At 73.4% G+C, this 25,222-nt stretch carries 20 protein-coding genes; 9 read left to right on the forward strand and 11 right to left on the reverse strand.

What is annotated here, in order from left to right:
• Window positions 1–30: 30 nt before the first annotated feature.
• From ppdK to ADJ73_RS13290, 5 genes are all read right to left on the reverse strand, one after another.
• Window positions 31–2,733: a pyruvate, phosphate dikinase gene (gene ppdK, locus ADJ73_RS13270; protein ID WP_050348658.1), complete on the reverse strand. Its 2,703-nt coding sequence runs from the start codon at window positions 2,731–2,733 to the stop codon at window positions 31–33.
• A gap of 80 nt (window positions 2,734–2,813) precedes the next feature.
• Window positions 2,814–3,503 (reverse strand): GNAT family N-acetyltransferase, encoded by a 690-nt coding sequence (locus ADJ73_RS13275; protein WP_216593635.1) that lies wholly within the window; start codon window positions 3,501–3,503, stop codon window positions 2,814–2,816.
• A 75-nt stretch (window positions 3,504–3,578) separates the two neighbouring features.
• Window positions 3,579–4,259, reverse strand: coding sequence for a thymidine kinase (locus ADJ73_RS13280; protein ID WP_082177001.1), 681 nt, complete (start codon window positions 4,257–4,259; stop codon window positions 3,579–3,581).
• Window positions 4,256–5,416, reverse strand: a complete 1,161-nt coding sequence (locus ADJ73_RS13285) for an alkaline phosphatase family protein (protein ID WP_253272581.1) — start codon at window positions 5,414–5,416, stop codon at window positions 4,256–4,258. The genes ADJ73_RS13280 and ADJ73_RS13285 overlap by 4 nt, the downstream gene beginning before the upstream one ends.
• 3 nt (window positions 5,417–5,419) lie before the next feature.
• Window positions 5,420–6,070 (reverse strand): DUF5998 family protein, encoded by a 651-nt coding sequence (locus tag ADJ73_RS13290; RefSeq protein WP_050348660.1) that lies wholly within the window; start codon window positions 6,068–6,070, stop codon window positions 5,420–5,422.
• Window positions 6,071–6,241: 171 nt separating this feature from the next.
• Here ADJ73_RS13290 and ADJ73_RS13295 point away from each other — a divergent pair, with 171 nt between their 5' ends.
• Window positions 6,242–6,943, forward strand: a complete 702-nt coding sequence (locus ADJ73_RS13295; RefSeq protein ID WP_050348661.1) for a phosphatase PAP2 family protein — start codon at window positions 6,242–6,244, stop codon at window positions 6,941–6,943.
• On the opposite strand, the gene ADJ73_RS13300 is transcribed toward ADJ73_RS13295, so the two are convergent.
• The 3 genes from ADJ73_RS13300 to ADJ73_RS13310 all read right to left on the reverse strand — a co-directional run bounded on the left by ADJ73_RS13300 (window position 6,906) and on the right by ADJ73_RS13310 (window position 11,564).
• Window positions 6,906–9,581 carry a bifunctional acetate--CoA ligase family protein/GNAT family N-acetyltransferase gene (locus tag ADJ73_RS13300; RefSeq protein ID WP_050348662.1) on the reverse strand — a complete coding sequence of 892 codons (2,676 nt, stop codon included), beginning with the start codon at window positions 9,579–9,581 and terminating at the stop codon, window positions 6,906–6,908. The two genes, ADJ73_RS13295 and ADJ73_RS13300, sit on opposite strands and share 38 nt — an antisense overlap.
• 64 nt (window positions 9,582–9,645) lie before the next feature.
• Window positions 9,646–11,022 (reverse strand): WD40/YVTN/BNR-like repeat-containing protein, encoded by a 1,377-nt coding sequence (locus ADJ73_RS13305; RefSeq protein WP_050348663.1) that lies wholly within the window; start codon window positions 11,020–11,022, stop codon window positions 9,646–9,648.
• Window positions 11,019–11,564, reverse strand: coding sequence for an RNA polymerase sigma factor (locus ADJ73_RS13310; RefSeq protein ID WP_082177002.1), 546 nt, complete (start codon window positions 11,562–11,564; stop codon window positions 11,019–11,021). The genes ADJ73_RS13305 and ADJ73_RS13310 overlap by 4 nt, the downstream gene beginning before the upstream one ends.
• 73 nt (window positions 11,565–11,637) lie before the next feature.
• Between ADJ73_RS13310 and ADJ73_RS13315 the strand changes: the two genes are divergently transcribed.
• The 7 genes from ADJ73_RS13315 to ptsP all read left to right on the forward strand — a co-directional run bounded on the left by ADJ73_RS13315 (window position 11,638) and on the right by ptsP (window position 18,659).
• A complete protein-coding gene (locus ADJ73_RS13315; protein ID WP_050348664.1) occupies window positions 11,638–12,261 on the forward strand; it encodes a nitroreductase family protein in 624 nt (207 codons plus the stop codon).
• 194 nt (window positions 12,262–12,455) lie between these two features.
• Window positions 12,456–13,217: a DeoR/GlpR family DNA-binding transcription regulator gene (locus ADJ73_RS13320; protein ID WP_050348665.1), complete on the forward strand. Its 762-nt coding sequence runs from the start codon at window positions 12,456–12,458 to the stop codon at window positions 13,215–13,217.
• Window positions 13,214–14,158 (forward strand): 1-phosphofructokinase, encoded by a 945-nt coding sequence (gene pfkB / locus ADJ73_RS13325; RefSeq protein WP_050348666.1) that lies wholly within the window; start codon window positions 13,214–13,216, stop codon window positions 14,156–14,158. Before ADJ73_RS13320 ends, pfkB begins: the two co-directional genes overlap by 4 nt.
• A gap of 56 nt (window positions 14,159–14,214) precedes the next feature.
• Window positions 14,215–14,661, forward strand: a complete 447-nt coding sequence (locus ADJ73_RS13330; protein ID WP_050348667.1) for a PTS sugar transporter subunit IIA — start codon at window positions 14,215–14,217, stop codon at window positions 14,659–14,661.
• Window positions 14,658–16,604, forward strand: a complete 1,947-nt coding sequence (locus ADJ73_RS13335; RefSeq protein WP_082177003.1) for a PTS fructose-like transporter subunit IIB — start codon at window positions 14,658–14,660, stop codon at window positions 16,602–16,604. Before ADJ73_RS13330 ends, ADJ73_RS13335 begins: the two co-directional genes overlap by 4 nt.
• Window positions 16,605–16,694: 90 nt before the next feature.
• A complete protein-coding gene (locus ADJ73_RS13340; protein WP_050348668.1) occupies window positions 16,695–16,964 on the forward strand; it encodes an HPr family phosphocarrier protein in 270 nt (89 codons plus the stop codon).
• Window positions 16,965–16,970: 6 nt separating this feature from the next.
• Entirely contained in the window at window positions 16,971–18,659 is a 1,689-nt protein-coding gene (gene ptsP, locus ADJ73_RS13345; protein ID WP_050348669.1) for a phosphoenolpyruvate--protein phosphotransferase, read from the forward strand.
• A gap of 83 nt (window positions 18,660–18,742) precedes the next feature.
• Here the strand turns inward: ptsP and ADJ73_RS13350 are convergent, their stop codons facing one another.
• Window positions 18,743–19,768: a GNAT family N-acetyltransferase gene (locus ADJ73_RS13350; RefSeq protein ID WP_050348670.1), complete on the reverse strand. Its 1,026-nt coding sequence runs from the start codon at window positions 19,766–19,768 to the stop codon at window positions 18,743–18,745.
• Window positions 19,769–19,911: 143 nt separating this feature from the next.
• Here ADJ73_RS13350 and ADJ73_RS13355 point away from each other — a divergent pair, with 143 nt between their 5' ends.
• Window positions 19,912–22,545 carry a DNA gyrase/topoisomerase IV subunit A gene (locus ADJ73_RS13355; protein WP_050348671.1) on the forward strand — a complete coding sequence of 878 codons (2,634 nt, stop codon included), beginning with the start codon at window positions 19,912–19,914 and terminating at the stop codon, window positions 22,543–22,545.
• Between the two features lie 30 nt (window positions 22,546–22,575).
• On the opposite strand, the gene ADJ73_RS13360 is transcribed toward ADJ73_RS13355, so the two are convergent.
• Window positions 22,576–23,556, reverse strand: a complete 981-nt coding sequence (locus tag ADJ73_RS13360; RefSeq protein WP_050348672.1) for a sucrase ferredoxin — start codon at window positions 23,554–23,556, stop codon at window positions 22,576–22,578.
• 127 nt (window positions 23,557–23,683) lie between these two features.
• Window positions 23,684–25,162 carry an APC family permease gene (locus ADJ73_RS13365; protein ID WP_050348673.1) on the reverse strand — a complete coding sequence of 493 codons (1,479 nt, stop codon included), beginning with the start codon at window positions 25,160–25,162 and terminating at the stop codon, window positions 23,684–23,686.
• Between the last annotated feature and the right edge of the window lie 60 nt (window positions 25,163–25,222).

Below are 25,222 nucleotides of genomic sequence, written 5' to 3' on the forward strand. Positions count from 1 at the left end.
AGCGGCGCCCGCCAGGAGGAGGCCGGCCGGTCAGGCCGTCGCGTCGCTGTCCCCCACCGTCGCGCGCCCGGCCTCCAGCCGCGCCACCGGGACCCGGAACGGCGAGCAGGAGACGTAGTCGAGGCCGACCGCGTCGAAGAAGTGGATCGAGGCGGGGTCGCCGCCGTGCTCGCCGCACACCCCGAGGTGGATCTGCGGGTTGCCCTGGCGGCCGCCCTCGGCACCCAGCTCGACGAGCCGTCCGACGCCGGTGCGGTCGATGGTCTCGAAGGGGCTGACGGTGAAGACGCCCTTGTCCATGTAGTTGCTGAAGAACGCCGCCTCCACGTCGTCGCGGGAGAAGCCCCACGTGGTCTGGGTGAGGTCGTTGGTGCCGAAGGAGAAGAAGTCGGCCGACTCCGCGATCCGCTGGGCGGTGAGGGCCGCGCGCGGCAGCTCGATCATGGTGCCGATCGGCATCGACAGGTCGACGCCCTTCTCCTCGGCCACCGCGGCGATGATCGCCTGCGCCTCGTCGCGGATGAGGTCCAGCTCGTTGATCGAGCCGACGAGCGGGACCATCACCTCCGGGCGCGGGTCGCCGCCGGCCTGCCGGCGGATCGCCGCGGCCTCCGCCAGCGCCCGCACCTGCAGGCCGAAGAGGCCCTTGACCGTGAGGCCGAGGCGGACGCCGCGCAGGCCCAGCATCGGGTTGGCCTCGTGCTGCTTGCGGACCGCCTGCAGCAGCTCCACGTCGTGCGGGTCGGCCTCGCCCTTGGCCTCGGCCACCGCGACCTTGACGGACAGCTCGGTCAGGTCGGGCAGGAACTCGTGCAGCGGCGGGTCCAGCAGCCGGACAGTCATGGGCAGTCCGTCCATGGCCTCCAGCATCTCGACGAAGTCCTGGCGCTGCAGCGGCAGGAGCGCGTCCAGCGCCGCCTGCTTCTCGGCGTCCTCGGTGGCGAGGATCATCCGCTCGATGAGCACGCGGCGGTCGCCGAGGAACATGTGCTCGGTCCGGCACAGGCCGATGCCCTCGGCGCCGAGGTGCCGCGCGCGCCGGGAGTCCTCGGCGGTGTCGGCGTTGGTCCGCACCCGCAGCCGCCGCACCCGGTCGGCGTGGGTGAGCAGGCGGTCCACGGCGCGCACGAGCTCGGCCGTCTCGTCGTCCAGGTCGGCGGTGCCGGCCTCCAGCCCCTCCTCCAGGTAGCGCATGACGGGGCTGGGCACGACCTCGAGCTCGCCCTCGAAGACCTCGCCGGTGGCGCCGTCGATCGACAGCCAGTCGCCCTCGCCGAACTCCTTGTCGCCCACCACGAGTCGCTTGCCCGCGGTGTCGATCTGCAGCTCCTCGGCGCCGCACACGCAGGTGCGGCCCATGCCGCGGGCGACGACGGCGGCGTGGGAGGTCTTGCCGCCTCGCGCGGTGAGGATGCCGACGGAGGCGATCATGCCGGACAGGTCGTCCGGGTTGGTCTCGCGGCGGACCAGCAGCACCTTGTCACCCTGGGCGGCCCGCTCGACGGCCGTCGCGGAGTCGAAGACGATCGTGCCGACGGCGGCGCCCGGGGACGCGGCCATGCCCTTGGTGAGCAGCGTCCGCTCGCCGTGCGGGTCGAGCTGCGGGAACATCAGCTGGACCAGCTGCTCGCCGGTCACCCGCTCCAGCGCCTCGTCCATCGTGATGAGCTGCTCGTCCACGAGCTGGGAGGCGATGCGGAAGGCGGCGTTGGCGGTGCGCTTGCCCACGCGGGTCTGCAGCATCCACAGCTTGCCGCGCTCCACGGTGAACTCCACGTCGCACAGGTCGCGGTAGTGGGTCTCGAGCAGGTGCAGGTTGGCCTCGAGCTGCTTGAAGGGCTCGCGGTGGTGGGTGCCCATGTCGGCCAGGGACATGGTGTTGCGGATGCCGGCGACGACGTCCTCGCCCTGGGCGTTGATGAGGTAGTCGCCGTAGTGCCCCGAGTGCCCGGTGGACGGGTCGCGGGTGAAGGCGACGCCGGTGCCCGAGGTCTCCCCCATGTTGCCGAAGACCATGGTGCAGACGTTGACGGCGGTGCCGAGGTCGTGCGGGATCCGTTCCCGGCGCCGGTAGAGGCGGGCGCGCTCGGTGTTCCACGACTGGAAGACCGCGACGATCGCCATGTCCAGCTGCTCGCGCGGCCACTGCGGGAAGTCCCGGCCGCTCTCCTCGCGCACGATCTGCTTGTACTCGTCGACCAGCTCCTGCAGCGCCTCGGCGGTCAGCTCGGGGTCGGTGCTGACGCCCTTCTCCTGCTTCTTGGCGTCCAGCGCGTCGGCGAAGCGGCTCGACTCGATGTGCATCACCGTCGCGCCGAACATCTGGATGAGGCGGCGGTAGGAGTCCCACGCGAAGCGGGCGTCGCCGCCGATGCTGGCCAGGCCCTCCACGGAGTCGTCGTTGAGGCCGATGTTGAGGACGGTCTCCATCATCCCGGGCATGGAGAACTTCGCGCCGGAGCGCACCGAGACGAGCAACGGGTCGTCGGCGTTGCCCAGCCGGCGACCCATCTTCTGCTCGAGCAGACGCAGCTCCTTGGTGACCTGCACCCCGAGCTCCGCCGGCGCGTGCCCCTGCCGCAGGAACGCCCGGCACGCCTCGGTCGTGATGGTGAAGCCGGGAGGCACGGGCAGACCGAGCTTGGTCATTTCCGCGAGGTTGGCCCCCTTGCCCCCGAGCAGGTCCTTCTGGTCCTTGTCACCGTGCTCGAAGTCGTAGACGTACTGCGTCATCGATCGTCTCCCTTGACAACCTGGTGGCTTCGAGCCGGCCGCTGGCGAGGAGCCGGCCGGCTCGCCCTTGTGACCACAACCTAACCGCCGGCTGCCGGGCTGTCCTGGGCGGGGGTGGTGTCCCAGGTCACAACGCGCCGAGCGGGTGGTCCTGGGTCAGGCGCGGCCGGCTCGACCGTGCGCGTCATGATCCAGGCGTGCTTGCCCACCTGGCGGACCCGGGTGAAGCCGAGGTCCTCCAGCAGCTCGGCGGTGGCGCTGAAGAGGAACCGGCCCTGCGCGGTGCGGCCGTCCGTGACCTCGCTGATCGCCTCCACCACGCCACCACCGGCCGCCGCCACCAGCGCGAGCGCCCCGACCACCGCGCGCCGCGCCAGCCCCTGACCGCGGTGCCTGGGGTCGACGTAGACGCAGGTGAGCCGCCAGTCCGGCGCCGGCGGAGGCTCCTGGTCGTAGGCGCGCCGGTGCTTGATGCCGGACAGCTCGTGCGGGTCGCCATACTGCGCCCAGGCCTGCGCCCGACCCTCCTGGTCGAGCACCAGCGCGGCGTGCGCCGCGTCGTCCAGCACCCTGTCCCGCTTGACCCGGCGGTGGTCCAGCCGCTGCCCGCACTCGGGGTGGTAGCCGATGCACCAACAGCCGCCGAAGATGCCGTTGTTGCGCTCGACGAGCTCGGCGAAGGCGTCCCAGGTCTGCTCCGACAGCGGGACGACCCGCAGGCCGTCGGGGATGTCGGGCGTGGGGGCGGGCACGTCGATCTCGTCGGTCATGGCGACTAGGCTAGGCAGGGTTGCGGACGGTGCACGTCCGGAGCGACCGAGGAGGTCCCCGGCGCGGACGATCGGCTAGGCGGGCAGTCCCGGCCCCGGGTCTCCCTCGCGCCAGTGCCGACGGCACAGCACCCGGTATGTCGCTCCCGCGCCCCCGCCACCGAGGTCGCCGACGGCCACCTGGGCCCCGGAGCGGATCACCGTGCCCGCCTCGATGCGGGCGTTGACCCGCCCGGCCTGGCCGCACCAGCAGAGCACCTCGACGAGGTCGAGGATGTCGTCGGCCAGCTCCACGAGCCGCTGCGACCCGGGGAAGGTGCGCGAGTCGAAGGCCGTGAGCAGCCCGAAGCAGTCGACGTCGACGGCCATCTGGTCGACGAGCAGCGCGAGCTCGTCCACCTGCTCGGGGGTGAGGAACTGCGCCTCGTCCACGATCACGAAGCCGCGCGGCGGCAGCGCCTCCCCGATGGTGGCGACGAAGTCCGTGTCTTCGGTGAACTCCCGTGCCGACACGGACATCCCGAGACGCGAGGACAGGGTGGCGCTGCCGGCGCGGTCGGAGGAGGTGAAGATCAGGCCGGGGCGACCGGCCTGGCGCCGGTGGAAGCCCACCTGGATGGCCAGCGCAGACTTGCCGGCCCCCATCAGACCGGCGTGGAAGCGCAGCCGGCCGACCGCGGGCGCGAGGTGGCAGATGCCGAAGAGCGGGTTCTGGTCCGGGCTGGGGCGGGCGGGAGCCTGGTCGGCCTCCGTCATCGGGCGCTCCTCGCGGGGTAGGTGAGCAGGGGGATGGCGGTCTCGTGGTCGGTCACGGAGCCGTGGACGCCGAGCAGCGCGACGAGCTCGGGGCGCATCACCCGGGTGTCGACGACCGCGAGCGACCCGGTCATGGCCACGACGACGTCGCCGATGCGCGGCAGCACCCGCGGCTCGACGGCGCCGAACCACCCTCGCTCCACGACCTCCTCGCGGGTCAGCACCAGCGCGTCCTGCCCGAGGCGGGCCGACCACCGGTCGGTCACGGCTGCCGTCCGGCGCGGGTCGTCCAGGTAGAGCTGCAGGGCCCGCGGCTCGCCGCCGACGTGGCGGACGTCGGCGGCCAGGTCCGCCTCGACCGCCACGTCCAGCCGGTCCGCGAGCGGGATGTCGACCATCCCGTGGTCCGCGGTCACGTGCAGCGCGCTGTCGTCGGGCAGCAGCGTCGCGAGCCGGGCCAGCTGCGCGTCGACGGCCTCCAGCTCGGCGGTCCACTGCGGGGACTGCCAGCCGTGGACGTGCCCGACCTTGTCCAGGTCGCCCCAGTAGAGGTAGACCAGCGACCGGTCGGCGGCCCCGGCGGCGCGCGCCGCCACCTCCACCCGGGCGTCGAGGTCCTTGGCCCCCTGGAAGGCGCCGCCGCGCAGCGCGGCGTTGGTCAGCCCGGAGCCGTCGAAGAAGTGGGGCCCGACGCGGGTGACGGACACCCCCGCCGCGGCGCACCGCTGGAAGACCGTCTCGTGCGGCTGCCAGGCGAAGGGGTCGACGCCCTCGTCCCAGGCCAGCTCGTTGAAGGTGCGGTCCTCCCCCGGCACCAGGACCTGGTAGCCGACCAGCCCGTGCGCCCCCGGCGGCAGACCGGTGCCGAAGGTCCCCATGCTGGTGGCCGTGGTGGACGGGAAGCCGGACTGCAGCACCGGCGAGCCCTCCAGGGCCGACCGCAGGAACGGCGCGTGCCCCCGCCGGGCCTCGAGCAGCCTCCGGCCGAGCCCGTCGACCAGCACGACCACGGCGCGCCGGGACGGGGGCAGCGACATACGGCCCACCTCGCGGGGCCCGAGCTCGACGCCGAGCGAGCGGGCGACCGCCGGCAGGACGTCGGCGAGCCCCAGCCCGGCGTAGGCGCGCGCCAGCACAGCGGTCCGACGACCACCCACGGGTCAGCGGCCCGTCGTCAGCGACAGGGCACGGGTGAAGGCCCGGGCCCGGGCGACCGCCTCGGGCCCGTCCGCGTCCGCGCTGACCCGCAGCGCGATGTCGTCGCCGGTCACCGTGCCGTCGTAGCCGTGGTCGGCCTCGCAGCTCTGGTCCCCGCAGGTGGCGGGCAGCAGGTCGACGCGGCTGACCGCGCCCCAGCCGATCGTCACGGTCACCTCTCCCCCGAGGGTCCCCGGCCGGTATGCCGCGGCCGACCCGACGACGTGGGTGAGCATCACCCCGCGGACGCTGCGCAGCGGGACGGACTCGGAGGTGGCGGTGACGACGGCGTCGCTGCGGTCCAGGCTGCGGTCGGCCGCCCGCCCGGTCCGGGGGACGCCCGCGGTGGAGGCGGGGTCGACGTGGTCGTCGACGTGGCCGACGACCAGCCGGGTCGGGGTGAGCACGAGCACCGTGACGTGGCGCAGGATCTCGTCCTGCTCGAAGGTGGTCTCCTGATGCACCAGGTGCTCGACGACGTCCTCCCCCGCGACCGCCTCGGCCACGACGTCGGCCACCAGGGCCGGGTAGTAGCCGGCCCGCTCGATGTCACGACGCAGCGGGTGCGGGAGGAGATCGGCTGGGGTCGGCGTGGTGCGAGGCATGGCCGTCATTGTGGCACCACCTCGCGGTGCGCGGCCCGCTCCGGCACGCCCGCGCCGGACCCACCCGTCACCCCAGGCGCCCACCGTGCGCCCAGCGATCTCCCAGCATCGTCCCAGCGCGATGCCTCACCATCGTCCGGGCTGCCCGCACGGGCGCTGCGTCCCGCTCGAGGAGATCCCATGTCTGTGCCCGTCGCCACGCGCAGGTCCGCCGCGCCGCTGTCCCGCTGGGTCGTCCCCGGCCTCCTGCTGTGGGCCGTCGGGCTCGGGATCGGGTGGTTCGCCACCGCGCGGGGCGCCGCCGCGGACGGCGAGCTCGCCCTGGACCAGGCGCTCGGCGCCCACCGCAGCCTGCTGGGCACCGCGATCGGCCGGTTCTTCGACCTGGCGACCGGGCCCCAGGTCGCCCCGGTCCTGCTGCTGGTCGTCGCGGGGCTGCTGTGGTGGCGCCGCCGACACGAGACGGCGCTGCTGCTGCTCGGCCTGACCGGGGTCGGGTGGGTGTCGGTGGCGCTGGCCAAGATGCTCATCGCCCGGCCCCGCCCGCCGCACGACCTCGTGCATGCGATGTCCCTGGAGACCTCTCCGGACAGCTTCCCGAGCGGGCACGTGGCCTTCGCGGCCGCCCTGCTGGCGACGGTCGTGCTGATCGCCCACCGCCGCGGCCACCCGGTGGGTCGGCTGCTGCTCGTCGGCGTCCCCGTGGTGCTCCTGGACGCGTGGGCACGGTTGTACTGGGGCGTCCACTACCTCGCCGACGTCGTCGCGGCCCCGCTGCTGGCGTGCGGCACCGTGCTGCTGCTGGCCCCGCTCGCGACGGCGGTCGTGCCCCGCGCCGTGGGCCTCACGCCGTCATGGCTCGGCGGTCCGCGTCGGTCCTGAGCCCGGGCTTCGCGACCGCGATCTCGGCCCCCAGGACCTCCACCCCGCCGGCGCTCGCCTGGACCGGGTTGAGCTCGAGGGCGGACACCTCGGGGAAGTCGTCGGCGAGCACCGAGATGCGCCCGATGATCTCCTCCAGCGCGGGCAGGTCGACCGGCTCCGCGCCGCGGTGACCGTCGAGCAGCGGGAAGGCCTTGACCGAGGTGACGAGCTCGTGCACGTCGTGGTCGGTGAGCGGCGGGATGCGGTGCGCGACGTCCTCGAGCAGCTCGGTCGGGGGCCCCGCCACGGAGAAGCTCACCACCGGCCCGAAGAGCGTGTCCTCCGTCGAGCGGATCACGCACGCCACGCCCGGTGACGCCATCGCCTGCACCACCAGGGCCGGGTCGCCGAGCGAGCCGAACCTCGCGGTGAGGTGCGCGAAGGCCTCCCGCACCTCCTCGGCGTCGTCCAGGTCCAGCCGCAGCGCCCCGAGCCCCGGGGAGTGCCGCAGCACCTGCGACACAGACTTCATCATGACGGGGTGGCCGAGGCGCTCCGCCGCGGCGACCGCCTCGTCCGCCGAGGCCACCCGCACCCGCGGCCACACCGGCACGCCGTAGGCCCGCAGCAGCAGCCCGGCCTCGTCGTCGGTCAGGGCGCGGCCGGCCGGGGCGTCCTGCAGCACCTGGTCGATGACGGCGAAGGCCGCGTGGCGGTCGATGTCCTCGTAGGTGACCCGCTCCCCCTTGTCGGTGTCCCGCCAGGCGGCATACCGGCTGACCTTGTCGAGGGCCAGCACGGCGTCCTCCGGCATCGGGTATGTCGGCACGCCCCCGTGGCCCAGGGTCGGCCCGGCGCTGGGGTCGGCCACGCCGCGCATCCCGAGGAAGGTGCTCAGGATCGGTTTGGTCGCCTGCGCGGCCACCTCCGAGACGGTGCTGACCACCGACTCGTCCGCGGTGACCAGCGGCGGGATGAAGCAGGTCACCACCGCGTCGACCTGCTCGTCGTCCAGGGCGGCGTGCAGCGCGGCGGCGAACTCCTGCGCCGACGCCTCGGGCGCCAGCGACACCGGCCCGTGGGTGACGACCAGGCCGCGGTCCAGGCAGGCGTCGGCCGTGAGCGCCCCGAGGGCGTGGGCGTTGCCGACGATGCCGACCCGACGGCCCGCCGGCAGCGGCTGGGAGGTGACCAGGGCGGCCACGTCGAAGAGCTGGTGGACGTTCTCCACCCGCATCACCCCGGCCTGGGTCATCATCGCGTCGAAGGCCGCCCGCGGGACCTGCGTCGGGCGCACCGTGTGGCCGGGCGGCACCGAGTAGCCCGAGTAGCCGGACTTGACCACGATGACCGGCTTGGACGCCGCGAGCTGTCGCGCGATGCGGGAGAACTTGCGCGGGTTGCCGACCGACTCCAGGTGCATCCCGACGGCCTCGGTGTGCGGGTCGTCGATGAAGTACTGCATGAGGTCGTTGCCGGAGACGTCCGCGCGGTTGCCGGCCGAGGCGAAGACGGAGACCCCGACGTTGCGGCGAGCCGCGGTCGCGAGCACCGCCACGCCGAGGGCACCGCTCTGGGCGAAGAGCCCCAGCCGGCCCGGGTGCGGCAGCCGCGGCGCCACCGTCGCGTTGAGGTGCAGCGTGCTGTTGGCCACCCCGATGGTGTTGGGCCCCACGACCCGCAGCCCGTTGGCGTGCGCCCGGGCCCGCAGCTCCTGCTGCAGCCGCAGCCCCTCGGGCCCCGACTCGGCGAACCCGTTGGAGGCCACCACGAGGGACTTCACCCCGGCGGCGGCGCAGTCGTCGACGACGCCGAGCACCTCCGACGCCGGGACCGCCACCACTGCGAGGTCGATGGGTTCGCCGATCGCCGACACCGTGGGCCGGCACGGCACGCCGAGCACCTCGGTGGCGGTGGGGTGCACGGCATACGTCCTGCCGGCGAAGCCGCCGCGGACCAGGTTGTCCAGGATCAGGTGACCGAGGGCCTCCACGCGCGGGCTCGCGCCGACCACGACGACCGAGTCGGGCTCGAGCACCGTCTTGATGCTCGCTGCCTCGGACCGGTGCTCGCGGGACAGCCGCACCATCTCCGAGCGGACCGTCGGGCGGATCTGGAAGGACACCGCGATGACGCCGTCGTCGAAGTGGTGCTTGACCTCGTAGCCCGCGTCGGTGAAGACCTTCATCATCTTGCGGTTCTGCGGGAGCACGTCCGCGACGAACTCCTCGATGCCGAGCTCCTGGCCGATCGCGGCGAGGTGCTCGAGCAGGACCGAGCCGATCCCCTTGCCCTGGTAGTGGTCGGAGATGTTGAAGGCCACCTCGGCGACCCCCGGGTCGACGACGTCGTAGCGACCGATGCCGATGATGTCGTCGCGCACGGTCGCGACCAGCGCCACCCGGTCGACCTGGTCTACCTCGGTGAACCGCGTCAGGTCCTTGGCGCTGATCTCCTTGATCGGGGCGAAGAAGCGCAGGTAGATCGACTCCGGCGACTGCTTGGCGTGGAACGCCTGGATCAGCGCGCGGTCGGAGGGCCGGATCGGCCGCAGGTGGCACACCGAGCCGTCCCGCAGCACGACGTCAGCCTCCCAGGAGGTGGGGTCGGAGACCCCGAGCCGGCCGGGTCCGTGGCTGCCGCGGTGCGTGCTCATGGAGGAAGGATCCCACGCCACCCGGCCGCGGGCCCGGCGGGGCGCCGGGATCGGCCGCGACCGGTCAGGAGGACTGGGCGACCTGCACCTTGGTCCACCGCATCCCGTCGTGGCTGCCGAGGTAGTACAAGCCGCTGCGACCCCGCGGGACGGCAACGAAGCCGCCGGACCCGTGGCGCAGCTCGCTCCAGCCCGTGGTCGTCGCCGGAGCCTGGCGCGGCTTGGCGAAGGTGGCTCCCCCGTCGGCGCTGGCGACCAGCAGGTAGGAGGTCGGCGAGGCCGCCACCAGGTGCTGGTCGTCCGCCGCGGCCAGCAGCGACGTCGCGGGCAACCCCTGCGCGGGGTCGACGGAGGCGAAGTCCCAGGTGTCGCCGCGGTCCCCGCTGGACATGACCGCGAGGTCCGCGGTGTCGCGCACGCCGCTGAAGCAGCTGGCGAAGAGCTTGGCGCCCTCGGGCCGTGCCACCAGCAGCCCGAAGGACCCGGGGCACCCGGAGCGCAGGGCGGAGATCGGGGTGACCCCGCCGTTGGCCTGGACCCGGGCCGCCTGCATGGCGACCGGCCCGCCGTCGGTGCGCACGGTGCCGGAGACGAGGATCCCGGCGTCGTCCCACCCGAGGGCGACCCGCTGCACAGGGGCGTCGCCCCGGGTGGTCGGGACGGCGGACGTGCGGGCCGCGGCGTCCGCCGGGCCCTGGCTGACGGACACGGTGCCGCCGCAGGTGTCGGCCCCGCACTCACGGACCGAGGCCATGGCGACCTCCCCGGCGAAGGGCTCCACGGCCAGGGTCACCTCGCCCGCACGGCCGGCACGCTCCCAGGTGCGACCGCCGTCGTCGGTCCTGAGCAGCGCCCCGCCGAAGGCCCAGCCGTGGATGTCGTCGGCGAAGACCACGCGGGACAGGGTGCGGCTCGTCGGGCGGGCCAGCGCGTCGTCCGGGTCGAGCACGGTGTTGTCGGGGAAGACCGCGGTCACGCGCCAGGTGCGGCCGGCGTCGCGGCTGCTGGCGAGGACCGGGCAGGAGCCCTGCGGGCCGCAGGTCGCGCTGCCGAGGGCGTGCAGCGTGCGCACCGTGGCGGGCTCGGCCTGGGCCTCGCTCACCGACGCCAGGTCGAAGTCGGCGGGCACCGGCGCCCCGACCGCGGCGGCCCGCGTCGCGACCACGCTCGGACCCGCGGGCACCGCCGGCGCCTCGGCGCCGAGCCCCAACCCCTGACGGGCCAGGATCACCCCAGCGGCGACCGCCGCCGCGGCCGCCCCGGCCGCGACGCCGTGCCAGCGCCGGGGCGCGCGTCGCCCCGCGCGGCCCTCTCGGGCGATACGTCGCCAGCGCAGCTCGTCCGCGGTCTGCGGGGTCACGGAGGCGCGCTCGGCGCGGAAGAAGTCGGCGACCGGGTCGTCGGGCCGCTGACGCGGCTCGAAGTCGTCGTGATCGCTCATCGGGTCCCCTCCAGCATCGAGGCGAGTCTGGCTCGGGCGTCGTACAGGTCACGCTTGACGGCGCCCTGGGACTTGCCGAGCTGGTCGGCGACCGTGGCCACCGGCAGGTCGGCGAAGTAGTGCAGCATGACCGCCATGCGCAGCCGGTCGGGGAGCGCCTGGACCGCGTCGCGGACGGTCATCACGGTCGCGTGGTCGGTCGGCTCGGGGTCGGCGCCGCCCTGGAGCTTCTCGTAGGCGATGGCCTCCCGGCCCCGCTTGCGCCAGTGGTCGCGGACCAGGTTGGCCGTCGCGGTGTAGAGCCAGGGCCGCGGCTCGTTGACCGAGTCGAGGTTGCGCAGCAGCTTGACGAAGGCCTCGGTGGCGAAGTCGTGCGCGAGGTCGGGGTCGCCGACGAGCTTGGTGGCCCAGCCCGCGAGCATGCCGTAGTGGGCACGGTAGATCTCCCGGACCGTGTCCTCAGCCGAGGTCGCCTGCGTGCGCGACACGGTCCTCTCTCCCCACGTGAAGGGGGCGTCGAGGGCCAGCGAGACGGTCGTCATGTGTCGTAGACGCCCCAGGTGGCACCCAGGTTGGGGCACCGTCGGTTTCCCGCCACTATGTCACGCTCGGTGCATGGAACACCGGACCCTCGTGAGCACGCGCCGGATGCACCGACGCTTCGACCCGGACCGACCGGTGGACGTCGCCGTGGTGCGCCGCGCGCTGCAGGCCGCGACCCGGGCGCCGAGCGCCGGTTTCGCCCAGGGCTGGGACTTCGTCGTGCTGATGGATCCCGCCGACGTGCAGCGTTATTGGGGCACGACGCGGCGACCCGGTCCGCCGGACGCGTGGCTGCGCGGGGTGATGACCGCCCCGGCGCTGGTGCTCGTCTGCAGCGACCCGCAGCGCTACCTGGCCCGGTACGCCGAGCCGGACAAGGGGTGGGTGGACCGGGACCCGGGTCGGTGGCCGATCCCCTACTGGGACGTCGATGCCGGTATGGCGGCCCTGCTCGCCCTGCTGTCCGTCCACGACGAGGGGCTCGCAGGACTGCTTTGCGGGGTCCCGCCGGACCGGCACGACGCGGTGCGGGAGGCCTTCGGCATACCGGCCGACCGGCGACTGGTCGCCCTGCTCGCGCTCGGGCACCCGGCCCCCGACGGCGACCGGGGCCTGCGGGGCAGCGCGAGCCGGGGCCGGCGTCCTCTGACCGAGATGGCGCACCTGGGGGCCTTCGGGCGGCCCTTCCCGTCCTGATCCTCCGCCTGCGGCCTCGTGCTGATTCCCACATGCTGCCGCCGCGACGATGTCTGATCAGACACGCGAACCGGCGCAATGTCCGATGGGACGTGGTTTTCTCCGGTTGCCTCTAGCCAAACGGACACAAGCGGGTCTAGGCTGACGACGTCTCGCCGATGCGACCTCGCACGGCGCCGTCGAAGGAGAGGCCAGTGCACCAGCACGAGCGTCACCAGCTCATCGTGGAGCGGGCTCGGTCCCAGTCCCGCGTCGAGGTCGCGGCCCTGGCCGACGAGCTCGACGTCACGCCGGAGACCATCCGCCGCGACCTGACGGTCCTGGAGCGCCACGGCCTGGTGCGGCGCGTGCACGGGGGCGCCATCGCGGTCGAGAAGCTCGCCTTCGAGCCCACCACCCAGATGCGCTCCGAGCAGCGCACCGCGGAGAAGTCCGCCATCGCGCAGCAGGCCCGCGAGCTGATCCCCGAGAGCGGCAGCATCCTGCTGGACGCCGGCACCTCCACCCTCGCCCTCGCGCACCTGCTGCCCGCGGGCGGCGAGCTGACGGTGGTCACCAACTCGCTGTCCGTCGCGCAGGCGCTGAGCTCCCGCGAGGACGTCGCCCTCTACCTGCTCGGCGGCCGGGTGCGCGCCAAGACGCTCGCCGCCGTCGGCGCCTGGTCCGTGGACGCCCTGCGCGACATCCACGTGGACACCGCCTTCATCGGCACCAACGGCCTGACCGTCGACGAGGGGCTGACGACCCCCGACCCCTCCGAGGCCGCGGTCAAGCGGGCCATGATCGCCGTGGCGCAGCGGGTCGTCGTGCTGGCCGACCACACCAAGATCGGCGTCGCCCACTTCTCGCGCTTCGGGACCCTCAGCGACATCGACACCGTCGTCACCGACAGCGGCCTCGACCCCGAGACCGCAGCAGACTTCTCAGCCCTCGGCCCGGAGGTGGTCCGCGCATGATCCTCACCCTGACCCCCAACCCCAGCGTCGACCGCACCATCGCGGTCGCCACGCTGACCCGCGGCGTGGTGCAGCGCGCCACCGACTCCCGCATGGACCCGGGCGGCAAGGGCATCAACGTCTCGCGGGCGCTGGCCGTCAACGGCACCGACACCGTGGCCGTCCTGCCCGTCGGCGGCCCCCAGGGCCAGGTCATGGAGGACCTGCTGCGCGCGATCGCGCTGCCCGTGGAGACGGTCCGCATCTCCCAGGCGATCCGGGCCAACGTCGGCATCGTCGAGCCCGACGGCACCACCACCAAGGTCAACGAGCAGGGCCCCCGCATGTCCGCCGACGAGGTCGCCGCGCTGCTGGCGGCGGTCGACCGCGCGGCCGCGCAGGGGCTGGAGTGGCTGATCGGCTGCGGCTCGCTGCCGCCCGGCCTGGACGGCTCCTTCTACGCCGACCTGGTCCGCCGCGGCCACGCGGTCGGCGCCAAGGTCGCCATCGACTCCAGCGGCGCCCCCATGGCGGCCGCCGTCGCCGCCGGGCCCGACCTGATCAAGCCCAACGACGAGGAGCTCGAGGAGCTCGTCGGCCGCCGCCTGGCCACCCTCGGCGACGTCGTGGAGGCCTGCCGCACCCTCATCGCCGGGGGCGTGGGCTGCGTCGTGGTGAGTCTCGGCGGCAAGGGCGCCGTGCTCGTGACCGCCGACCAGGTCGCGCACGCCCGCGCCACCATCACCGACCCGCTGTCCACGGTCGGTGCCGGCGACTCGCTGCTCGCCGGCTACCTGCACGCCCTGACCCACGGCGCGGACCCCGCGACGGCCCTGCGGACCGGCGTGGCCTTCGGGTCCGCGGCGGTCTGCCTGCCGGGCACCGAGGTGCCGACTCCCGCCGATGTTGCCAAGATCGACGTCGAGGTCGTCGACCCGGTCGACCTGGACCTGCCCCTGTGACCACCCGCCGGCCTGATCCCGTCACCGCCAGGCCGGCACCCATCCAAGGAGAAGACATGTCGCTCATCACCGACAAGCAGGTCGTCCTCGACCTCCACGCCGCCGACCGCACCGCCGCCACCCGCGCGCTGGCCGAGACCCTCGTCGCCGAGGGCCGGGTCACCGACCTCGAGGGCTTCCTCGACGACGTCCGCAAGCGCGAGGAGCAGATGGCGACGGGGCTCCCCGGCGGCATCGCGATCCCCCACTGCCGCTCCGCCCACGTCACTGAGCCGTCGCTGGTCTTCGGCCGCTCCCGCGAGGGCATCGACTGGGGCTCGGAGGACGGGCCCGCCACGCTCGTCTTCCTCATCGCGGCGCCCGAGGGCGGCGGCGAGGACCACCTGAAGATCCTCGCCATGCTGGCCCGCAAGCTGATGCGCGCGGAGTTCAAGGAGTCCCTGCGCAACGCCGCCACGCCGGCCGAGGTCGTCCAGATCGTTCGGTCCGAGGTGGAGCAGTGAAGCTCGTCGGTGTCACGAGCTGCCCCACCGGCATCGCGCACACCTACATGGCGGCCGAGGCGCTCGAGCAGGCCGCCCGCGACGCCGGCCACGACATGGTCGTGGAGACCCAGGGCTCGGCGGGCTCCGAGCCGCTGGACCCCGCGGTCATCGCAGCGGCCGACGGCGTGGTCTTCGCCCACGACCTCGAGGTCAAGGACGCCGGGCGCTTCGCCGGCAAGCCGACCGTGGACGTGGGCGTCAAGAAGGCCGTCTCCAGCGCGCCGGAGCTGATCGCGCAGGTCGTCGCGGCGATCGAGCAGGAGCGTATGCCGTCGGCCGCTGCCTCCGGGGCCGCCGCCTCCCCCGCCGGTGAGGCCGGGCGGCGCGGGCTCGCGCTCGTCGGGGTCACCAGCTGCCCCACCGGCATCGCCCACACCTACATGGCCGCCGAGGGCCTCGAGCAGGCCGCGAAGGACGCCGGTCACACGATGACCGTGGAGACCCAGGGGTCCGCCGGGTCCGAGCCGCTCGACCAGTCGGTCATCGACGCGGCCGACGGCGTGATCTTCGCCCACGACCTCGAGGTCAAGGACGCCGGCCGGTTCGCCGGCAAGCCCACGGTGGACGTGGGCGTGAAGCGGGCCGTGTCCGACTCCCCCGCCCTGATCGCCGAGATCGAGCGCCTGGTCGCCGAGCGCGGCCGGGCAGGCTCGGCCGCGACGACGACCGCAGCGACGACGACTGCCGCGACGACGACCGCCGCCGGGGCCACCTCGGCCCGCGAGGCCGACCGCGTCGGCACCGGCACCAAGATCCGCCAGTGGCTGATGACGGGCGTGTCCTACATGATCCCGTTCGTCGCGGCGGGCGGCATCATGATCGCGCTCGGGTTCATGCTCGCCCAGGTCTTCGGCGGCAAGCAGGGAGCGATCGACGTCACGTCGATGTACACCCTCAACCCGGCGGGAGCCACCGACAAGGTCACGGTCCTGCAGAACGCCTTCAACCCCGGCAACGGGATGCACTGGGCGGCGCTGCTCTTCCTCATCGGCGCGGCCGCCTTCGGCTTCCTGGTCCCGATCCTGTCCGGGTTCATCGCCTACGGCATCGCCGACCGGCCGGGCCTGGTCCCCGGCATCGTCGGCGGCTTCATCGCCAACACGATGGGCGCCGGCTTCCTCGGCGGCATCGTGACCGGTTTCCTCGCTGGCTTCGTGGCGCGGTGGATCTCCGGCTGGAAGGTCCACAAGGGCGTCCGCGGGGTCATGCCGGTGGTGGTCATCCCGCTGCTGTCGACCTTCATCACCGCCGGCGCGATGATCCTGCTGCTCGGTCGGCCGATCAAGGGGCTGATGGACGCGCTCAGCAGCGGCCTGACGAGCATGTCCGGCTCCAACGCCATCCTGCTCGGGCTGATCCTCGGGCTGATGATGGGCTTCGACCTGGGCGGTCCCGTCAACAAGGTGGCCTACACCTTCGGCACCACCGGGCTGTCCGCCGTGGCCGCCGGGGCGACCGACGCACCCCAGCTCAAGATCATGGCCGCCGTCATGGGCGCCGGCATGGTCGCGCCGTGGGGCATGGCCCTGGCCACCGCGCTGCGGCCGCGCCTCTTCACCAAGGCCGAGCAGGAGAACGGCAAGGCCTCCTGGCTGCTCGGGGCGTCCTTCATCTCCGAGGGCGCCATCCCCTTCGCCGCCGCCGACCCGTGGCGCGTCATCCTGTCGTCCATGGTCGGCTCCGGCATCGCGGGCGCCCTGATCATGGCCTTCGGCTCCGGCAGCCGCGCCCCGCACGGCGGCCTGTGGGTGACCCCGCTGATCACCAACCCGGTGATGTTCCTGCTCTCGGTGATCGTCGGCGCGGTCGTCACCGGCCTGCTCGTGATCGTGCTCAAGGGCAGCGACCGGTCCCGGCGCGCGGCCGAGACCCCCTCGGCCACGGCCGAGTCCACCATCTGAACGACCCTGTCCCTCCCCCAACCCCGTCGGGCGGCGGCCCCGCTTCCGTCATACGGTGAAAGCCACCCACACAGCAAAGGATTGATCTCCATGGCCTCCAAGAACGTCACCATCGCCTCCTCCGTCGGCCTGCACGCCCGCCCCGCGTCGATGTTCGTGCAGGCGGCGACCGCCACCGGCCTGCCGGTCACGATCGCCAAGGAGGGCGGCGACCCGGTGGACGCGCGCAGCATCCTGGCCGTCATGGCCCTGGGCGCCAAGCACGGCGACGTCGTGACCCTGGCCGCCGAGGGCGACGGCGCCGACGCCAAGCTCGACGAGCTGGTGGCGCTGCTGTCGCGTGACCTCGACAACGAGTGACCCGACATGACTGACGCCACCCACCTGCAGCTCAGCGGCATCGGCGTGAGCGTGGGCACGGCGGCCGGACCTGTCGTGCAGGTCCGGCCCGCCCCCACCGCGCCCGCCGACGAGCCGGCCACCACCGACGCCGAGGCCGCCAAGTCCCGCGTCCGCGAGGTGATGGAGCAGGTCGCCACCGGTCTGGAGGGCCGCGCCGCCAAGGCCGACCCCAAGGCCGCCACGATCCTGCAGGCCACCGTCATGATGGCCCGCGACCCCGGCCTCGCCGGGGGGATCGACAAGCAGCTCGACGCCGGCAAGGGCCCGGCCAACGCCGTCGCGAACGCCGTCGAGGAGTTCTGCGTGATGTTCGAGTCGCTCGGTGGCTACATGGCCGAGCGCGTCACCGACCTGCGCGACGTCCGCGACCGCACCGTCGCCCGCCTGCTCGGCCAGCCCGAGCCCGGCGTGCCGGAGTTCGCGGAGCCGAGCGTGCTCGTCGCCCTCGACCTCGCGCCCGCCGAGACCGCCACCCTGGACGTCCAGAAGGTCCTCGGCATCGTCACCGCGGCCGGCGGCCCGACCAGCCACACCGCCATCCTGGCGGCGCAGCTGGGGATCCCCGCAGTCGTGCAGACGGCCGGTGCGCTGGACATCCCCGCCGGGACGACCGTCGCCCTCGACGGCGGCGTCGGTGAGGTCATCGTCAACCCCACCGACGACGAGCGCGAGCAGCTCGCCGAGCGCTCCCGGCGCCGGGCGGCAGCCCTCGCCAACGTCTCCGGGGTGGGCGTCACCAAGGACGGCACCAAGGTCGCGCTGCTCGCCAACATCGGCACCGCCGACGACGCGGAGAAGGCCGGCCGGGCCGACTGCGAGGGCGTGGGTCTCTTCCGCACCGAGTTCCTCTTCCTGGACCGGGAGGACGCGCCGAGCCTCGAGGAGCAGACCGAGACCTACACGCGGGTGTTCCAGGCCTTCGGCAGCCGCCGGGTCGTGGTCCGCACCCTCGACGCCGGGGCCGACAAGCCGCTCGCCTTCGCCGACCTCGGCGAGGAGGAGAACCCCGCCCTCGGGGTCCGCGGCCTGCGGCTGCAGCAGGTCCGCCGCGACCTGCTCGACACCCAGCTGCAGGCCCTCGCCGCCGCCTACCAGGCGACCGGCGCGGACGTGCGGGTCATGGCGCCGATGGTGGCGACCCGGGACGAGGCGCGGTGGTTCCACCAGCAGGTCAAGGCCGTGGGGCTGCCCAAGGGCGGCACCATGATCGAGGTGCCCGGAGCCGCGATCCGCGCCAAGGACATCCTGGACGTCTGCGACTTCGCCTCGCTCGGGACCAACGACCTGTCGCAGTACACCATGGCCGCCGACCGGATGCAGGGCTCCCTCGCCCCGCTCCTGTCGCCCTGGCAGCCGCCGCTGCTGGACCTCGTCCAGATGGCCTGCGAGGGCGGCCGCGCCACCGGCAAGCCGATCGGCGTCTGCGGCGAGGCCGGCGGCGACCCGCTGCTGGCGCTCGTGCTCGTCGGCCTCGGGGTCTCCTCGCTGTCGATGGCCCCGCCCAAGCTGGGTGCGGTGCGCACCGCACTGAGCCTGCACGAGCTGGGCACCTGCCAGCGCATGGCGACGGCGGCGCTCAAGGCCAAGTCCGCCAAGAAGGCCCGCCAGGCCGTCCTCGACCTGGCCGACCCGATCATGCTCGACCTGCTGTAGGCAGCGTCCGAGCAGCACCACCGGAGCCCGGTGCGCGTCCCCTTGGCGCACCGGGCTCCGGCCTGCCCGGCGGCCGTCGCCGCTCACCGACCCGGCGCGGCCCCGTGCTCGAAGGCCACCGTCCGCAGGACCGCCTCGTAACCCAGGCCCTCGTAGAGCCGGAGCGCCCCGGTGAGGCTGGACGAGTCCACCCCGAGGCCCGCGGTCTGGATCCCGTCCGCCGCGAACCTGCGCATCTGCTCGTGCAGCAGCGCGGTCGCCACCCCGCGGCCACGGTGCTCCCGCAGCACGGTCAGCTGGTCGGTCCAGCCCTGGGTGAAACCCTGCTCGGCCCAGTCCTGCTCGTAGGCCGCGCCCGTCGCGACCCCCACGACCCGGTCCGTGGCGTCCACGGCGAGGACCGTCCACCCGGGGCGGAAGGCGTGCCCGGTCACCTGGTCGTGCCACATCTGCGGGCTGATGCCCGCGAACCCCCAGTGATCCCGGAAGCCGGTGTCGAGGCACACCCGCACCTCCTCTGACCGCGCCGGGTCCCAGTCCACGAGCCGTATGCCGTCCGCCGTGGTCGCCGGGACCGGCCCGTCCAGGCGTCGCTCCATCTCCACGAACCAACGCACCGGCCACAGGTCGTGGCGGGCCAGGAAGGCCGCGAGGTCCTCCTGCTGCGCCGTCCCGTGGGCCCGCATGACCAACGGCCCGTAGCCGTCCTGGCGCGTCGCGGCGTCCCACGCCTGCCCGTGCGCGAGCTCCCAGCGCAGCACGGCCGAGCCGATCCCGCGACCCCGGTGGTCGGGGTGGACCGTGCCGCCGAGGTGCACCCGCCGGCTCTCGACGAGGGAGCGGTTGCAGCCCGACCAGCCGGATGCCACGAGGGTGCCGTCCTCGTCATGGACGAGGAGGAGGTCCTCGGTCGGCACGGACCGCTCGGAGTCCCAGTAGTCCGTCAGCTCCGCCACGGTCGTGCGCTCCGGGCTGGCGTCGAAGCGCTCCGAGGCCTGCCTCAGCTCCGCCAGGCTCGTGAGGTCGTCCCGGGTGGCGCGCCGCCAGGTCAGGCCCGGCAGGGACGCGAGGTCGTCGAGGGCAGCCCGCTCGTCAGGGATCGGCGTCATGTCGTGATCGTGGCGGGGCGCACGGTGGCGCCTCAACCGACTTTTGCCCGGCGTGGCCGACGAGCGGCGGCCCGGCGCGCCATACGGGCTGATCAGGGGTGAGGGGGCAGGATGGAGCGGATCGACGCCGCACGAGGAGAGCGATGGCACGCCGCACCACCCCACCCACCCTGGACGAGGACTTCGTCGAGAACATCATCGACATCGACGTGTCCGACGAGATGCAGCAGGCCTTCCTGGAGTACTCCTACTCGGTCATCTTCAGCCGCGCCCTGCCGGACGCCCGCGACGGGCTCAAGCCGGTGCAGCGGCGCATCCTCTACGGCATGCACGAGCTCGGTCTGCGGCCCGAGCGTGGCCACGTCAAGTCCTCCCGCATCGTCGGCGAGGTCATGGGCAAGTACCACCCCCACGGGGACGGCGCGATCTATGACGCCCTGGTCCGGATGGCGCAGCCCTTCACGATGCGGCTGCCGCTGGTCGACGGCCACGGCAACTTCGGCTCGCTCGACGACGGACCGGCCGCGAGCCGCTACACCGAGGCCCGGATGGCGCCGGCGGCGCTGGCCATGCTCGCGAGCCTCGACGAGGACACCGTGGACTTCGTCCCCAACTACGACGACCAGCTCACCCAGCCTGGGGTGCTGCCCGCAGCGTTCCCCAACCTCCTCGTCAACGGCGCCTCCGGCATCGCGGTCGGTATGGCGACCAACATGCCGCCGCACAACCTCGTGGAGGTGATCGGGGCCGCCCGCCACCTGATCGCGCACCCGGACTGCTCGCTGGACGACCTGATGAAGTTCGTGCCGGGGCCGGACCTGCCCTGCGGCGGCAGGATCGTGGGGCTCGAGGGGATCCGAGACGCCTACCTGACCGGGCGCGGCAGCTTCAAGACCCGCGCGACCGCGCGGATCGAGAACGTCACGCCCCGCAAGAAGGGCATCGTCGTCACCGAGCTGCCCTACCTCGTCGGCCCGGAGAAGGTCCGCGACAAGATCAAGGACCTGGTGCAGTCCAAGAAGCTCCAGGGCATCTCGGACTTCAAGGACCTGACCGACCGCAAGCACGGGCTGCGGCTGGTCATCGAGGTCAAGAACGGCTTCAACCCCGACGCGGTCCTGGAGCAGCTCTACAAGCTGACGCCGATGGAGGACTCCTTCGGCATCAACAACGTGGCGCTGGTCAACGGCCAGCCGCAGACCCTCGGGCTCAAGGACCTGCTGCGGGTCTACGTCGACTTCCGCACCGACGTGGTGCGCCGTCGCTCGCAGTACCGGCTCGGCAAGAAGGAGGAGCGCCTGCACCTCGTCGAGGGGCTGCTGGTCGCGATCCTCGACATCGACGAGGTCATCCAGATCGTCCGGTCCTCCGACGACGCCGGGATCGCCCGCGAGCGGCTGATGCAGGTCTTCGACCTGTCCGAGGCGCAGGCGACCTACATCCTCGACCTTCAGCTCCGGCGGCTGACGAAGTTCTCGCAGATCGAGCTGGAGAAGGAGCGCGACGAGCTGCAGCGCGAGATCGCCGAGCTGCGCGAGCTGCTCGCGGACGAGTCGCTGCTGCTGCGGCTGGTCTCGACCGAGCTCGCCGACATGGCCAAGGCGCACGGCACGCCGCGCCGGACCGTGCTGCTCGAGTCCTCCGGCGTCGCGGCGAGCACCGCGGCGAGCCCGCTCGAGGTGGCCGACGACCCCTGCCACGTGCTGCTGTCCTCCACCGGGCTGCTCGCCCGCACCTCCGACGGCTCACCCCTGTCCAACGAGGGCGGGCGGGCCAAGCACGACGCCGTCGTGGGGGTCGTGCCGACGACGGCCCGGGGCGACTTCGGCCTCGTCACGTCGGCGGGTCGCGTGGTCCGCCTCTCGGCGCTGGACCTGCCGAGCCTCCCGCCGACCAACGGCGCGCCGTCGTTGTCGGGCGGGGCGCCGGTGGCGGCATACGTCGAGCTCGCGGCCGGGGAGGTGCCGCTGACGATCATGTCGCTGTCCGCGGACTCGCGCGGGCTGGCGCTCGGGACGGCGCAGGGCGTCGTCAAGCGAGTCACCACGGACTACCCCGGCAACCGCGGCGACTGGGAGATGATCGCGCTCAAGCCGGGTGACCGGGTGGTGGGCGCGGTCGAGCTGCGCACCGGCGACGAGGAGCTGTGCTTCGTCACGACGGACGCGCAGCTGCTCCACTTCCCGGCGTCGGTGGTGCGCCCCCAGGGCCGCTCCGCGGGCGGTATGGCGGGAATCCGCTTGTCCGCCAAGGCGTCTGCCCTGTGGTTCGGCGCGGTCGACCCCGCCGCGGACGTCGTCGTCGTGACCGGTGCCGGCTCGGCGGGGGCGCTGCCCGGCACCGAGGTCCCGTCGCTCAAGGTGACCCCCTTCGCGGAGTACCCCGGCAAGGGGCGCGGCACCGGCGGCGTCCGCTGCCAGCGGTTCCTGCACGGCCAGGACCAGCTCGTGCTGGCGTGGGTCGGGGCGCAGCCGGCGCGCGCCGCGCAGGCCAACGGCGTGGCCGTGCCGCTGCCGGAGGCCACCGGCAAGCGCGACGGGTCGGGCCTGCCGGCCAAGGCCCCCATCGCCGCGGTCGGGGGCGCGCTGCCCGAGACGGCGTCGGTGACGGTGGGGGCGGCCGCTGCGGCGCCCACCCAGGCGGACGCCGCGGGGACGGGTGACGGGCTCTTCGACCTGCCGCCCAACACGGGTCCGACGCGAGAGCGGATCGTGGTCGACCACGACGACTACGACCCCGACTCGCTGGACGACGTGGTGCAGACGTCCCGGGACTGACGACTGACCCCGGCGGAGTCGGTCATCGGGTCATCGGGAGGGCAGCTCGTCCACCACGAACGCCCGGGCGTCGGCCGGCCCGGAGCCGCAGCTGTCGTAGAGCCGCTCCCCCGTGAGCTCCTTGTGCACCCGCAGCCGCCAGCGTCGGCCGTCACGGTGCACCACCAGGACCGTGGCCTCCCACTCGTCGCCGGCCTCGACGCTGCCGGCCAGCGCCTCGAGCGCCGTCTCCCCGGTGCGTGCCCGGACCCACCCCTCGGCCGCCTGCACCGGCAGCTCGAGGTGGCTGCGGCCCCGGTCGTGGGCGGCGTCCAGCGTGTCCGGGCACAGCTCGCGGCGGGCCTCCGCGTCGACCACCGCGACCGCGAGCTCGCCGGTGAGCCGGGCGATCGTGTGGCCGCTCGGCAGCGCGATCCCCGTCGGTGCGAACCGGTGACCGCCGGTGTGGGTGCACTCCCACACCTGCCCCGGGCGGCGTCGTGAGCCCTCGAGCGCGACCGGCCGGCCGCGGACGGCGCAGCACACGTCGCGCTTGCCGTTGGTGCACACCAGGAGGATGCCGGCGTCGGTCAGGCGCAGACCCGGCAGCGCCGCGAGCACCGCGTCCGGTCCTCCGTCGAGCAGCGCCGGCAGGTCCAGGCGCAGCAGCTCGGCCGGGTCCACGATGGCGCCGGTGACCAGCCAGGGCCCGCCGGTCGCACCACCCAGGTCCCCCGCGAGGAAGACCTGCCGGGGCGCGCCGTCGTCGCGGGTGCGGTGGTCCGAGACCGAGCGGATCAGCACCAGCCGACCCCCGGCCTGGGCACACGCGCTCTGCAGCCGCACGCCCAGCTCGGGGTCCAGCCAGGACTCGGTGAAGGCGTCCCGCCCCCACGGCCCCGGTTGCTCCAGGGCCACCCAGAACCCGGCCCGCGCGGCCGTCCCGTGCACCGGGTGACCCGCAACCTCCCAGGACCGCGAGCAGGCGGTGGCCGGCAGCTTGGTGACGGGGTCGGGGCGCTCGGGACTCACCTGTCCACCCTATGCCGCCGAGGGCGGTGGGCGGTTGGGCGCGCAGCGGGGCTCGGAGCGCGGGACTCGGAGCGCGGGGCTCGGAGCGTGGGGCGCGGCATACGGCTGGGTGCGGGGTCCCGGGCGCTCAGGACCAGGGGCGACCCTCGCGCTGCTTGTTGAGCTCGTCGTGGTAGGAGCCCAGCTCCTCGACGTGCTCGGGCCGGTTGCTGCGTCCCGACCCGATGAGGCGCGTGGACAGGAAGTGCAGCACCCACAGCGCGACGCCGACGACGAGCAGGATCCCGGCGACCTTGTAGTCGGCCGGGTCCCGCTTGGACAGCGGCGAGGCGAGGAAGGCGCACAGGACCGCGCCGATGACCGGGACCGCGGTGGGGGCCCGGAAGTGCCGGTGCTCGACCTGGTCCTTGCGCAGCACCAGCACCGCGATGTTGGTGATGGTGAAGACGACGAGCAGCAGCAGCGACGTGGTCCCGCCGAGGGCCTTGAGGTCGGCGAACCAGATGAGCCCGAAGGCCAGCGCCGTGGTGAAGATGATCGCGACCCACGGGGTGCGGCGCCGGGGCAGGATCCGGCCGAGCGTCACGGGCAGGACACCTTCGTGCGCCATGCCGTAGAGCAGCCGGGAGGCCATCAGCATGTTGATCAGCGCGGAGTTGGCCACGGCGAACATCGTGATGATCGCGAACACCGACAGCGGGAAGGCCGGCGCGCCCGCCTGCACGACCTTGAGCAGCGGCGTCTCCCCCTCGCCGAGCTGCGCCGGCGGCACCAGCGTCACCGAGGCGATCGCCACGAGGACGTAGATGACGCCGGTGATCGACAGGCCGAGGAGCATCATCCGGGGGAAGGTGCGGACCGGGTCCTTGGTCTCCTCGGCCATGTTGACCGAGTCCTCGAAGCCGACCATCGCGAAGAAGGCCAGCGCGGTCCCCGCCGTGACGGCCGTGAAGACCGTGGAGCCGTCCTTGATGGTGATGTCCGTCAGCGTGCCCGCGTCGCCCTTACCCTGCAGGATCGCCCACAGCCCGATGCCGATGATGATGAGCAGGCCGGAGAGCTCGACCAGCGTCAGGACCACGTTGACCTTGACGCTCTCCCCCACCCCCCGCAGGTTGATGGCGGCGACCAGGGTCATGAAGCCGAGCGCCGCGAGCAGCAGCATCGTCCCGCCCGACTGCCAGCCGAGGTGCGCGGCGTGGTTGAGGTTGCCGGCGAAGGCCTGCGCCGCGCTGGACGCCGACGTCAGGCCGGAGCACATCACGGTGAAGCACACCAGGAACGTCAGGAAGTGGATGCCGAAGGCCTTGTGCGTGTAGACCGCCGCTCCCCCGGCGCGCGGGTACTTCGTGACCAGCTCCAGGTAGCTGAACGCGGTGAGCATGGCCACGACGAAGGCGCACAGGAAGGGCAGCCAGACCGCCCCGCCGACCTCCTTGGCCACCTTGCCCGTCAGGGCGTAGACGCCGGTGCCGAGGATGTCACCGACGATGAAGAGCAGCATCAGCCCGGGCCCGATGGCGCGGTGCAGCGGCGTGTCCTGCTCGCCGGTGGCAGCGTCGCCACCCGTCATGGGCGAGGCGTCGAGGTCGTCGTTGTCGCTCATGCCGGACACCTTGGCCCCGCCGGGCGGGGGGCGTCCACCGCGGGCGCGGTGCTGCGGCCA

The organism is Arsenicicoccus sp. oral taxon 190 (genome assembly GCF_001189535.1).
In the GTDB taxonomy this organism is placed as follows: domain Bacteria; phylum Actinomycetota; class Actinomycetes; order Actinomycetales; family Dermatophilaceae; genus Arsenicicoccus.

Excerpts from the sequence above, each read along its gene's own strand:
- ppdK (WP_050348658.1), bottom strand. The coding sequence starts at position 2,733 with ATGACGCAGTACGTCTACGACTTCGAGCACGGTGACAAGGACCAGAAG.
- ADJ73_RS13280 (WP_082177001.1), bottom strand. The coding sequence starts at position 4,259 with ATGACGGAGGCCGACCAGGCTCCCGCCCGCCCCAGCCCGGACCAGAAC.
- ADJ73_RS13305 (WP_050348663.1), bottom strand. The coding sequence starts at position 11,022 with ATGAGCGATCACGACGACTTCGAGCCGCGTCAGCGGCCCGACGACCCG.
- ADJ73_RS13295 (WP_050348661.1), top strand. The coding sequence starts at position 6,242 with ATGTCTGTGCCCGTCGCCACGCGCAGGTCCGCCGCGCCGCTGTCCCGC.
- ADJ73_RS13300 (WP_050348662.1), bottom strand. The coding sequence starts at position 9,581 with ATGAGCACGCACCGCGGCAGCCACGGACCCGGCCGGCTCGGGGTCTCC.
- ADJ73_RS13310 (WP_082177002.1), bottom strand. The coding sequence starts at position 11,564 with ATGACGACCGTCTCGCTGGCCCTCGACGCCCCCTTCACGTGGGGAGAG.
- ADJ73_RS13350 (WP_050348670.1), bottom strand. The coding sequence starts at position 19,768 with ATGACGCCGATCCCTGACGAGCGGGCTGCCCTCGACGACCTCGCGTCC.
- ADJ73_RS13365 (WP_050348673.1), bottom strand. The coding sequence starts at position 25,162 with ATGAGCGACAACGACGACCTCGACGCCTCGCCCATGACGGGTGGCGAC.
- ptsP (WP_050348669.1), top strand. The coding sequence starts at position 16,971 with ATGACTGACGCCACCCACCTGCAGCTCAGCGGCATCGGCGTGAGCGTG.
- ADJ73_RS13355 (WP_050348671.1), top strand. The coding sequence starts at position 19,912 with ATGGCACGCCGCACCACCCCACCCACCCTGGACGAGGACTTCGTCGAG.
- pfkB (WP_050348666.1), top strand. The coding sequence starts at position 13,214 with ATGATCCTCACCCTGACCCCCAACCCCAGCGTCGACCGCACCATCGCG.
- ADJ73_RS13290 (WP_050348660.1), bottom strand. The coding sequence starts at position 6,070 with ATGACGGCCATGCCTCGCACCACGCCGACCCCAGCCGATCTCCTCCCG.
- ADJ73_RS13330 (WP_050348667.1), top strand. The coding sequence starts at position 14,215 with ATGTCGCTCATCACCGACAAGCAGGTCGTCCTCGACCTCCACGCCGCC.
- ADJ73_RS13340 (WP_050348668.1), top strand. The coding sequence starts at position 16,695 with ATGGCCTCCAAGAACGTCACCATCGCCTCCTCCGTCGGCCTGCACGCC.
- ADJ73_RS13315 (WP_050348664.1), top strand. The coding sequence starts at position 11,638 with ATGGAACACCGGACCCTCGTGAGCACGCGCCGGATGCACCGACGCTTC.
- ADJ73_RS13275 (WP_216593635.1), bottom strand. The coding sequence starts at position 3,503 with ATGACCGACGAGATCGACGTGCCCGCCCCCACGCCCGACATCCCCGAC.